The sequence below is a fragment of the Microbacterium sp. genome, assembly GCF_051953575.1.
GTDB lineage: Bacteria > Actinomycetota > Actinomycetes > Actinomycetales > Microbacteriaceae > Microbacterium.
Window position 1 is genome coordinate 1 of record NZ_JBQCIP010000078.1, and the last position, 11,205, is coordinate 11,205.

The following is an 11,205-nucleotide window of genomic DNA, read 5'->3' on the forward strand; positions in this document are numbered from 1 at the left end:
CCGCCGAGCACCGCCATGTTGCGGCCCCGCAGCAGGTTGTGCAGGTTGAACGCGGCGAACTGCGCGCGCTGACCCGTGATCAGGAACTTCGCGATGCCGCCCTTGATCGGACGGTCGTCGATCGAGTAGATCGCCGAGATCCCTCCGATCCGCGTGTCCGAGACGGCCTCGGCCTCGAGGTACTCGACCGCTCGCGCGTCGGCCACGGTGTCGCCGTCGACGCCGAGCAGGTAGTCGTAGCCCTCGACGAGGGTGTAGCCGTAGTTCAGGGCGCCGACCTTCTTGTCGGGGTTCTTGCCGATGTCGTGCACGAAGACCTCGGTGAACTGCTCGCCGAGCTCGGTGACGACCTCGTGCGGGCCGGCGAACTCCGAGGCGATCCGCACGGTCGCGTCCGACGTGTTGTTGACGACGACGTGGATGACGTCCGGCACGCGGGTCTGAGCCAGCAGGCCCTCGATGACCGCGGCGATCGACGCCTCCTCGTTGTACGCGGGGATGACGCAGCCGATCGTCGAGCGCTGCACCGCGCCGTCGTCGAGGACGGCATCGAAGTCGTCCGCGAACCCGTGCGACGGATCGGCGACGACCTCGAGCGCAGTTGCGCCCGGCACGGGTCGGGCGGGCCGCGCGCTGCGGGTGAGGGGCCCCAGGTCGGTCACTGTCGTCGCTCTCGTCTGTTCGGTCCGGGGTTCTCCGGCTGCCTCCAGACTGGTACGCCGACCGCAACGCCCCGCCGAGAGCAGCCCAGAGCTCCCGCAAGGTTTGCGCAAGGCATCCGCAAGAGCGGTCTCGGGCTTCCCGGGGTGCCGCCCGAAATCCCGGATGAAGGCCTAAATAGAATCGATTCATGCGAATCGGGGCGGCAGAGGCGACGTACGTCGTCGGCACACCCGATGGGCGCACACGTTCGATCTGGCTGACGCAGCTCGTTCTCGCCGCCAGCGTGCTCATCACCGCGGTCCTCGTGATGGTGCTGCAGCCGGCGACGTTCGGTCGGTGGAACTTCCTCGTCGGCACCCTCGCGGTCGTCGTGCTGACGCTCGCGACGCTGGCCGTGCCGTGGTCCCGGCTGCCTGCGCGGGCGGTCCTGGCGGTGCCCTTCGCCGATGCGCTGGCGATCGGGCTCGTCTCCAGCGGCACCGACCTCCGCCTCGGCTACCTCTGGGTGTTCCCCGTGATGTGGGTGGCGATGCACTTCCGGGCCCCCGCGCTCGCCGTCATGCTGTCGCTGATCGGGCTCATCCTGCTCGTCGACTCGACGCTCACGCCCGGCAGCATCGCAGCGCTGCGCGTGTTCGTCGTCCTGATCTCGCTCACGTTCATCGGCATCACGGCGCATCTTGCGCTGCGTCGCACACGCTCGCTCCGGCGCCTGCTGCGCCGGCAGGCCGGGCGCCTGACCGCCACCCTCGGCCGGCGTTCCGACCAGGAGCGCCGCACGATGGAGATCCTCAACGGGATCGACACCGGCATCGTCCGGCTGTCGGAGGCCGGCACCGTGCTCGCGGTCAACGACGCATACTCGCGCCTCTACGGACTGGACCCCCTCGACCCGACTCTGCCGGCGCACTCGGTCGAGTACACGGGACTGCGCGGGATGCCCATCCCCTACTCCGAGCGCCCTTTCGTCCGCGCGACCCGCGGCGAGACGTTCACCGATGCGTCCGTCTGGCTGTTCACCGCCGAGGGTGAATGGCATGCGCTGTCGGTGACCGCGAAGCGACTGGCCGCACGCGGCGACGAGGATCCCGGCATCCTGCTCCTGGTCCACGACGTGACCGCGCTCACCTACGCGCAGCGAGAGCGGGAGCGGTTCACCGCGATGGCCTCGCACGAGCTCAAGCATCCGCTCACCGTGATGATCGGCAATGCCGAGCTGGCCCTCGAACTGGACGAGCTGGAGCCCCGCACACGCGAGCGCTTCGAGTCGATCATCGCCGCCAGCGACCGGATGCTGACGATGACCGAGACGCTCGTCGCGACGTCGCGCCGCGGTTTCGGCGGGCGCGACGAGGTGGACGACATCGATCTGCGGCGGATCGTGCTCGACTCCGTCGCGTCGTTCCGGGCGACGGCGGCGGCCGCCGACATCACGGTCGATGTCCAGGCCGATGAGGTCCTGCCGATCGCGGCCGACGGCTTCCGGCTCCGCCAGGTCGTCGACAACATAGTCAGCAACGCGATCAAGTACACGCCGCATGACGGCCAGGTGCGCATCCGTGCGGCGATCGATCACGGGAGCGTCGTGCTGACGGTGTCCGACACCGGCATCGGCATCGGTCAGGATGATCTGCCTCGCGTGCTGACGCCCTACTTCCGCGCCGCGGAGGCGAAGGAGAAGGCCGGCGGCACCGGCCTCGGGCTCGGCATCAGCGACGACATCGTGCGGGCGCACGGCGGCGAGCTCGCGATCGAGAGCGAAGCAGGCTCGGGCACGACCGTCACCGTGACCCTGCCGTTGGCCGAGCCGACGGCGGACGCGGCGCACGCCGGAAGGGACTCGTCATGACCGATCTCGTCTCGGGCACGGTGGTCGACCTCGGCATCGCGCAGGCAGTGATCACCACGCTCGCCACGATGCTCACGATCGGCATCGCCTTCCTCGTCAAGCCGGGTCGCGCCACGCTGTACTGGAGCTTCGCGTTCGCCCTCGCAATGCTGGCGACCTACGGCGTGGTGGCCGGAGACGTGACCGGCATGGAGGCCCTCCGGCGGGCGTCGCTCGGCGCGCTCATGGGATCGCCGGCGCTGCTGTGGTCGGGGTTCCGGGCGGCCTGGGGCATGCGTCCGCACGTATGGGCGGGCCCAGCGGTCGCGGTGGTGTCCGCTCTCTCGCTCGCGCTGGCCCGCGACCTCGCGTGGTTCACGGTGGCGTACCGCACCGTCTTCTTCGCGGCATCCGTGTTCGCCGCGCTCTTCGTGATCGACTGGGCGCGGCGGGGAACGGCCGCGCGCAGCGACCGGCTGCTGCTGCCGCTGGCGATCGTCTCGATCGCCTTCTTCGTCACCGGGGCCGCGACGTTCGTCGGCGGTTTCGTCTTCCCACCCTCCGGCGGCGATGATTTCGCGCTCGTACGGCTGATCTCTTCGGCCGGGATGCTGGTCTACGTGGCGTGCGCGCTGATCGCGGTCGTGGGAGCCAGCGTGCGCGACAGCGGTCTGGCACGCTCGACCGCGGTGTCGACGGAATGGCAGCAGTTCGAGCGGACTGCGGGCGCGCGTCTGCTCCGCGCGCAGAAGTCGTCCGAGCCGTGGTCGGTCGTGTTCTTCGCGATCGACGACGCCGCCGACATCCGGCAGAGCGCGGGCGCGCCGGCGTTCTCGAGTCTGGTGGACCGGCTAGAGGCGACCGTGCGCGAGGTGTTCCCCGCGGAATCCGACGTCGGCTCCCCGACGCCGGGGGCGGTCGTGGCGCTCGTCCCGCGTGCCGAGGTGGTCGTGCGGGATCTGCTGCGCACCGTGCTCGAGCGGATCACGGAGCTGGATGTGGACGGCGAGCTCCCCATCCGGCCGACCGCGAGCGCGGGATGGGCGCCGGTCTCTGTGCTCGGCTACGACCTCGACACCCTGGTGTACACCGGCCGCGAAGCGGCGAGGCTGGCCAGCGCCAAGGGCGGCGACCGGTGGGAGCGGGTCAGCGCGACGATCGTCGAACGCCTGATCAGCCAGTCAGAGCAACCGTGATCGTGTCGCTCGCGGTCTGCTTGGCGTACTCGCTCGATGTCGGCGTGGTCTGCACCAGGAAGTCGTAGCTGAACTGCAGCGTCACCGACGTGGCCTCGTCAGGCACGGGTCCGACGTTGAAGGTCTGCGAGTAGCTGTACGGGTCGAGTACGAGGTAGCCCGGACTCACGGTCGCGGCGTCCACCTGGGGCTGGAGCGGATCGAGCGGGCCGTCGGCCGACGAGGGCACCGCGGTCATGGACGCGCGCTGCAGGTAGACCTTCTGGCCGTCGGCGGGCTCGACGGTGGTCTTCAACGCGATGCTGACGGGCTTGATCGCCGCCGGCGTCCACTTGTCCATCGACAGGGTCGACCAGTAGTCGATCGTCGCCGTCACGGGCCCTGCGGTCAGCGATCGCTGGGTGGATCCCCCCGACAGGTCGTTGGGCACCGGCGTGGGCACTGCTGTCGACGTCGCCGACGGGGTTGCGCCTCCCCCCTGGTCCCACGGCGCGGGTCCGCATCCCGCGAGCAGCGCAGCGCTGAGCGCACCGGCCGAGGCGATCGTGACGAACCGATGGAACCTGCGCATGCGACCCCCGAATCCACCCCCGGCGGGCGAGTCCGGTCAGTCTAGCGTCGTGCGCGCGCGGGTCGACTCAGTCGAGCGCGCGTCGCGCGCGGGTCTGCTCTGCGCGCTGAGCAAGCAGCTCGTCGGCGGGGTATCCCACCTCGGTGAGCGTGAGCCCGCGGGCTGCGAGGACCTTGACCTCCGGCACGCGCTCCCGCGCGTCACGGATGTCGACCACGTCGTCCAGACCGAGCCGCCCTTCCCCGACGGCGACGCACGCACCCACGAGGGCCCGCACCATGCTGTGGCAGAACGCATCGGCCTTGACGTTGGCGACGAGCACGCCGGCGGCGTCGCGGTGCCAGTCGAACTCGAGCAGCGTGCGGATGGTGGTCGCCTCTTCGCGCGGCTTGCAGTACGCCGCGAAGTCGTGCAGGCCGATGAGCGCACGGGCTGCGGCATCCATCGCGGTCTCGTCCAGCGCGACCCTCACGGTGGTCGTGCGGTTGCGCTCGAGCGGGTCGTAGCCCGAGACGGTGTCGGCGATGCGGTACTCGTACCGGCGCCATACGGCCGAGAATCGCGCGTCGAACCCCTCGGGAGCCAGACGCGAGCCGGTCACCGCGACGTCGGAGTACGCCCCGAGCACGCCCGTGATGCGGGCGGCGAGCGCGTGTGCGCGGTCCTCCGGCGTCTGGGGCGCGGCCGACGGGCGGGCGTGGCGTGCCAGCATCCTCTCGCTCTGCGCCTCGTCGAGATCGACGTGGGCGACCTGATCGCTCGCGTGCACCCCGGCGTCGGTGCGACCGGCGACGACGAGCCGGGGGCTGCCGCCGACGACGCGGGCGAGGGCGGTCTCGAGGGTCTCCTGCACGGTGCGCAGACCCGGCTGCCGCGCCCATCCGCGAAAATGCGTGCCGTCGTAGGCGATGTCGAGCCGGATGCGCACGAGCCCACTCTATGCGGCCGAGAGGGATGCCTCAGCCGACGACCGCACGGCCGCGGGGCAGCTGGTGCCCCACGGCCTGCAGCGCCGCCGCGGCCTGCCGCACGCGGTTCTCGCTCTCGCGCACCATCTCGCGCGCGACCACGGGGTGTGCGCGCACGATGTCGTCGAGCACGCTCACCGGCACCACCAGCACATCGACCTCGCTGGTGGCGACGGCCCGCGAGATCGTGTGGGTGCGCGAGAGCGCGGTGAGCCCGACCGGATCGTCGACCCCCAGCGTCGCGACCTGCACGAACCCGTCGTCGTCGGTGGGGATGCCGAGCACCACGCTGCCCGCCAGGATGAAGCGCGTCTCGACCGGCACGGTGCCGGGGCGCAGCAGCGATTCGCCCGCGCAGTACCGCTCCAGCCGCGTGTGCGCGGCGAGCGTGTCGGTGTCGCCCGGGGCGAGACTCAGCGCCGGCGCGATCTGCCGCAGCGCGTCCTGCAGGCGGGCGGGCGTGCGCCACTCGTCGGTGAGATCGCCGTCGAGGTGCAGGTCGGCGCGGCGCGCGGCGTACCAGAGACGTGTCGCGAAGGCGTCGGTGACGGCATCCCGGTCGCCCGGCGAGCGCAGCGGGATCGCGACCTCGTAGCGCGAGCCGCCCAGCGTCTTCGCGGTCGGCTCGGGCCCGGCCGCGATGAGCGGGATGTCGCGGGCGACCGTCACCAGCAGCTCGCGCACCCGGCCGGGCGGGTCGTCGCTGCCGAACTCGAACGCCATCGTCGCGGCGTACGGTTCGGGATTGCGGGAGAGGTTCGTGAACGTGCCGCCGGCGAGCTCCGCCGTCGGCACCACGATCGTGCCGTTGCCGGTCTCGAGGTGCACCGCGCGCCAGTTGACCTCGACGATCTGCCCGCGGGTGCTGTCCATCTCGATCCAGTCGCCGAGCTCGAACGGCGCCTCGAAGATGAGGAACAGTCCCGAGACGATCGAGCCGACCGCGTTCTGCAGTGCGAGGCCCACGACGATCGACGTGACGCCCAGGGCGGCGAACACCCCGGCGACGTCGGCGCCCCACACCCACCAGAACAGCAGCGCGATGCCCACGACGATGAACACGAACCGGATCAGGTCGCTGAAGATCGTCGGGAACCGGTCGCGCCACGACCCCTTCTCGGCACGGTGGAAGACCAGGTGGTTCGCGGCGTTGATCGTCACCACGATCACCAGCAGCCCGAAGATGGTCCAGACGACCTTCGGCCACATGCCCGATCCCTCCCAGGCACCGGGCTGGCTGAGGAGGATCAGCACGCCGGCGACGGGCACGACGTAGTTGCGCACCATCGCGACGATCGGCGCCGCCCTGCTGCCGCGACGGACGAGGGCGTTGTAGAGCTCGGTCAGCCCGATGAGGGCGAGCGGCAGGCCCACCGACACGATGACCGCCGGCCAGAACCAGGGCTGCTGCACGATGTCGGACACGGCGGCCTCACACCTCGGCGGCAGTGTTCACCGGCACGACGGCCGGGGTCTCGACCTTCCACACCCGCTGGCCGCCGCTCTGCGTCTCGATCTCGCCGGCGGGCCGCACCGGGATCGAGTCGGGCAGCCGGTCCGCGACCCGCTGCGTGATGTAGATGCCGGGCTCGTCGGAGTCGCCCTGCACGCGGAACGCCAGGTTCACGGCATCCCCCCACATGTCGTAGACGACGCGTGCGCGGCCGATGAGCCCGCTCGTGACCTTGCCCGAGTCCAGGCCCGCGCGCAGCGTCAGCTGCACGCCCTGCTGCGCGGAGTAGCGCTCGAGGATCGTGTCGAGCTCGCGGGCGAACTCCACCGCGCGGCGGGCGTTGTCCACCCGCGGCGTCGCGAGCCCGCAGCTGGCGAGATAGCTCTGCCGCGTCGTGCGGACCCGCTCGACGCCGTGCCGCTCGGCGGCCTCGTCGAACGAGCGGACGAGGTCGTTCAGGCGAGCGATCGCCTCGTCGGACGACAGCGACAGCGCCCATGCCTCGAATCCGACGATGTCGGCGAAGACGACCGTGACGTCGTCGCTGTCCTGGGTGATGGATGCCTCGTCCCCCGGCTTGTACCGGCTCGCCATGCCCTCCGGCATGAACGACAGGATGAGCTCTTCGTTGGCGCGCTCCTGCTCCTCGATGAGCTGCGACTTCACCTGCAGGCTGCGGCTCATGTCGTTGAACGCGTCGGCGACGTCGGCGAGCTCATCGCTGGAGCCGGCGTCGACCTGCACGCCCTCCTCCCCCGCGGCGATGCGCTGCGCCGCGGTCTTCAGGCGCCGCAGGGGACGCACGAACACCTGCGCGAGCACGCGCGACAGCAGGCAGACGCCGATGATCATGCCGGCCGTCGAGAGGATGAGGTTGCGCGTGAAGTCCGCCACGGGGCCCCTCGCGTCGGTCTCGGTCTGCTGCGCCACGATGACCCAGTCGAGACCGTCGATGTCGAGCGGGGCGTACGCCGTGAGGCTCTCGCGGCCCAGGTAGTCCGTCTCCAGCACGGTGCCGGTGTCGCCCGCGATCGCGCGGGTGACGGCATCCGCTCCGATCGACTGCTGCAGCAGCGTGTCGCCGTGCTCGACGCTCAGCCGCGCCGCCTCGGGCGCGAGTCCCGCCGCCACCGCGGCCTTCTCGTACGCCGCGGGGTCGTCCTGCAGGGCGCGCGAGACCGAGCGCATGTAGCCGTCCTCGCCCACGAGGTACGTCTCCCCCGTCGCGCCCAGCCCGTTGAGCGCGAAGGCACCGTCGACCGTCATGACCTCGTTGATGCGGTCGATCGGCAGCTCCACGGCGAGCGCGCCGATGACCTCTCCGTCGTCGGCGATCGGGGTCACCGCCCACCCAGCGGGATTGCCGAGGCTCGGGTTGTACGCGGCGAAGTCGGCGAGGACCACGTTGCCCACGATGTTGCGGGCCATCGCCTCGCGGTAGGCGTCGGCGAGGTTCGACAGCCGGTACGGTCCGTCGAACAGGTTCGTGCCGAGGTCGACGCCCTTGTACGCGGTGTAGACGACGTCGCCCTCGGTGTCGATGAGGAGCACGTCCTCGAAGTCCTGCAGCTGGGTCATCGCGCGGAAGTACGGGTGATAGTCGCGGTGCGCCTGCGTCCACGCGCTCGCGTCGTCGGCGCCGTCGTTGCGGATGGCGTCCGCCCAGTCGTCGAACGGCGTCACGTAGTAGTACTGCAGGTAGCGTTGCGCGGCGGTGTGGGGGGCGAAGCTCGTCCCGTCGACCGTGGTCCCCGTCGCCTCTTCGAGCTGCGCCGCGAAGACGTCGCGATAGTACGTGTCGACCGCCGTGGACGCGGAACCGTCGAGAGGCACGCCCTGCAGCTGCGCGTACCCGTCGGTGAACGCCTTCACGGCCTGCTTGCTGGTGTCGCCGAGGGCGGCGAGACGCACGGCGCCCTCGATGCCGTCGAACAGCTGCGTGACCTCGCGGGCCCGGTTCTCGCGGATCTCGACGAGCCGCTCGTACGCGATGCCCCGCAGCGCCTGGGTGCCGTTGACGTAGCCGATGACGCCGACGACGATGCTCGACAGCACGCTGACCGACAGCAGCATGATCAGCAGGATGGAGTAGATCGACAGCCCGCCCCGCGACCGCGGCCGCGGAGTCCCCACCCACTGCGCCGCCGACCCGCCGGAGTCGGCGCGCACGGCAGGCTCGATCGGCACCCCAGATGCGGACACGCCTTCTCCCTTCGCGCGCCCTGTGTGCCGCGCGCTCCCGCGCGCGTCCCCAGGTCTCTCGGGTGAACCCCATCACCCGAGATGGGCCCACCTTAGCGCTCGGCCTCTCACGGGCATAGAGGCGCGTGGGGTCGAGGTGATACGCCGCCGCCCGCGTAGACTTGCTGTTTCCCCCCACCCTTCCCTGTGCATACAGAACTGATGTCGTCGATCGCGCCCGCCACCCGCCCGTCCAGCCGTTTCCCGGGGCTCGACGGACTGCGGGCGATCGCCGTGATCCTCGTCGTCGCGTACCACCTGTTCCCGCCCGCCGTGCTGCCGGGCGGCTTCGTGGGCGTCGACGTCTTCTTCGTGATCAGCGGATTCCTCATCACGAGCCTGCTGCTGCGCGAGCGGACGGCGACGGGCCGCGTCGCGCTGGGGCGCTTCTGGCAGCGCCGCGCGCGGCGCCTGCTGCCGGCCCTCGCGCTCGTGGTGGCGGTGTGCTCGACGCTCGCGTGGCTCGTCGGCGGCGATGTCCTGGTGGGGCTGGACGCCCAGGTGCTCGGAGCGGCCACGTTCAGCTCCAACTGGCTGTCGATCGCCGGCGGCGGAGGCTACTTCTCGGCCGCCGCGCCTGAGCTGTTCCGCAACTTCTGGTCGCTCGCCGTGGAAGAGCAGTTCTACGTGCTGTGGCCGCTGCTCTTCCCGCTGTTCCTCCTGCTGCCGCGCACGTGGGGCCGCGCTGCCGCGGCCTTCGCCCTCGCGGCCGCGTCGGCAGTCTGGATGGTCACCGTGACGTCGCGTGGCGGCGACCTCACCCGTGCGTACTTCGGCACCGACACGCACGCCTTCGGCCTGCTGCTGGGCGTGGGCCTCGCGTTCCTGCTGGTCCCTCTGCTCCGGCCGGGGGATCCGTCTCAGGATGCCGCCGCCCGGCCGCACTGGACGCGCGCGGTCCTCGCGCGCCGGGCCGCCGGATTCGCCGGGGTCGTCGCACTCGTGGGCATCGTCGTCATCGCCTCGCTGCCGACTGCTGGATCGACCGCCGCATTCCCCGGCGCGCTGCTCGGGGCGAGCGTGCTGAGCGCCGTCGCGATCACCGCGGGCGTCTGGCCGGGCGCCGCGTTCGGGCGTGCGATCGACGTCCCGCCGATGCGCTGGATCGGCGACCGGTCGTACGGCATCTACCTGTGGCACTGGCCGCTGCTCGTCGTGGCGATGGCCGTGCTGCAGGGAGCCACGACGACCGCCGTAGTGCCCGTCCCCATCGGCCTCGGGGTGCTGGTGGTGACGCTTGCGGCATCCGCTCTGTCGTACCGGTACGTCGAGACGCCGGTGCGCCGGATCGGGTTCCGCGCGTCGACCCGGGCGCTGTGGCGCCGCCTGCAGGGCGGTCCGCGCGCACGCCTGCGCGTGCTCGGCGCCGCGCTCGCCGGCGTGCTCGTGCTCGCGGGGACGGGGGCCGCCCTGGCCGCGGCGCCCGACGAATCCAGCGCCGAGGCCGCCGTCGAGGCGGGGCGACGCGCGCTCGAGAGGGCCCGCGTCTCGCCCGAGATCACCCCGACCCCCGCCGCCACGCCGGCGCCGGACGACGGCGGCGTGCCCGGAGACGAGATCACCGCCGTCGGCGACTCCGTCATGCTCGCCTCGGCGGGCGGGCTCATGGATCGCCTGCCGGGCATCGAGGTCGACGCCGAGGTGTCACGCCCGATGCGCGCGGGCCCCCGCATCCTCGAGGCCCTCGCGAGCGAGGGACGCCTGCGCCCGTACGTCGTGATCGCGCTCGGCACCAACGGCCCGGTCGATCACGACGCGCTCGACCGCATCGCCGCCGACCTGGGCCCCGACCGCAGCCTCGTCCTCGTGAATGCGTACGCGCCCCGTGACTGGATCCCCGGCGTCAACGCCGACCTGCAGGCCTTCGCCGCGGCGCGCCCGAACGTCGTCGTCGCCGACTGGGCCGCGGCCATCGCCCCGCACGAGGACCTGCTCGCGGGCGACCGCATCCACCCCGGCGAGGCGGGCGGGCGCATCTTCGCCGACACCGTCGCCGACGCGGTCGACCGTCTCGCCGAGGAACGGCGCGAGCGCGCGGAGCTCTTCGTGCAGCTGCAGCAGACGCGGCTCGACGCCGGCCGCTGACCGCTGACCGCTGACCGCTGACCCTCGGCGTACTGCCCGCAGGGGGCGGACGTCTCGTCCCCCGTCTCTGCCGGCATCCGCCCCCACAGACGCAGCGAGACCCGCCACCCTGACGGGTGGCGGGGCTCGCGGGGCAAGGGTGGCCGGGCAACGCTGCCGCAGCCTGCCGGGCATCGAGGTCGACGCCGAGGTGTCACGCC

General features: G+C 71.6%; 8 protein-coding genes. 3 read left to right on the forward strand and 5 right to left on the reverse strand.

Going from position 1 to position 11,205, the window contains the following annotated elements:
• The coding region (locus ACTHNQ_RS05710) for a glycosyltransferase family 2 protein (RefSeq protein ID WP_440331888.1) at positions 1–662 on the reverse strand (662 nt) is incomplete at its 3' end.
• A 188-nt stretch (positions 663–850) separates the two neighbouring features.
• On the opposite strand from ACTHNQ_RS05710, the gene ACTHNQ_RS05715 reads away from it, so the two are divergent.
• Together ACTHNQ_RS05715 and ACTHNQ_RS05720 are read left to right on the forward strand one after the other, a co-directional pair.
• Positions 851–2,512, forward strand: a complete 1,662-nt coding sequence (locus ACTHNQ_RS05715; protein WP_440331890.1) for an ATP-binding protein — start codon at positions 851–853, stop codon at positions 2,510–2,512.
• Complete coding sequence (locus tag ACTHNQ_RS05720) at positions 2,509–3,687, forward strand: hypothetical protein (RefSeq protein WP_440331892.1); 1,179 nt, start codon at positions 2,509–2,511, stop codon at positions 3,685–3,687. The genes ACTHNQ_RS05715 and ACTHNQ_RS05720 overlap by 4 nt, the downstream gene beginning before the upstream one ends.
• On the opposite strand, the gene ACTHNQ_RS05725 is transcribed toward ACTHNQ_RS05720, so the two are convergent.
• From ACTHNQ_RS05725 to ACTHNQ_RS05740, 4 genes are all read right to left on the reverse strand, one after another.
• A complete protein-coding gene (locus ACTHNQ_RS05725) occupies positions 3,665–4,258 on the reverse strand; it encodes a hypothetical protein (protein WP_440331894.1) in 594 nt (197 codons plus the stop codon). The genes ACTHNQ_RS05720 and ACTHNQ_RS05725 overlap by 23 nt on opposite strands.
• Before the next feature lie 67 nt (positions 4,259–4,325).
• Entirely contained in the window at positions 4,326–5,186 is an 861-nt protein-coding gene (truA, locus tag ACTHNQ_RS05730) for a tRNA pseudouridine(38-40) synthase TruA (RefSeq protein WP_440331896.1), read from the reverse strand.
• Between the two features lie 31 nt (positions 5,187–5,217).
• Positions 5,218–6,651 carry a mechanosensitive ion channel domain-containing protein gene (locus ACTHNQ_RS05735; RefSeq protein WP_440331898.1) on the reverse strand — a complete coding sequence of 478 codons (1,434 nt, stop codon included), beginning with the start codon at positions 6,649–6,651 and terminating at the stop codon, positions 5,218–5,220.
• Between the two features lie 7 nt (positions 6,652–6,658).
• Positions 6,659–8,881, reverse strand: a complete 2,223-nt coding sequence (locus ACTHNQ_RS05740) for an adenylate/guanylate cyclase domain-containing protein (protein WP_440331900.1) — start codon at positions 8,879–8,881, stop codon at positions 6,659–6,661.
• Positions 8,882–9,082: 201 nt separating this feature from the next.
• Here ACTHNQ_RS05740 and ACTHNQ_RS05745 point away from each other — a divergent pair, with 201 nt between their 5' ends.
• Positions 9,083–11,005 (forward strand): acyltransferase family protein, encoded by a 1,923-nt coding sequence (locus ACTHNQ_RS05745; RefSeq protein WP_440331902.1) that lies wholly within the window; start codon positions 9,083–9,085, stop codon positions 11,003–11,005.
• Positions 11,006–11,205 lie beyond the last annotated feature (200 nt).

What these genes read in the sequence shown, in the direction of transcription:
- ACTHNQ_RS05745 (WP_440331902.1), top strand. Translation starts at nt 9,083, where the DNA reads ATGTCGTCGATCGCGCCCGCCACCCGCCCGTCCAGCCGTTTCCCGGGG.
- ACTHNQ_RS05715 (WP_440331890.1), top strand. Translation starts at nt 851, where the DNA reads ATGCGAATCGGGGCGGCAGAGGCGACGTACGTCGTCGGCACACCCGAT.
- ACTHNQ_RS05725 (WP_440331894.1), bottom strand. Translation starts at nt 4,258, where the DNA reads ATGCGCAGGTTCCATCGGTTCGTCACGATCGCCTCGGCCGGTGCGCTC.
- ACTHNQ_RS05720 (WP_440331892.1), top strand. Translation starts at nt 2,509, where the DNA reads ATGACCGATCTCGTCTCGGGCACGGTGGTCGACCTCGGCATCGCGCAG.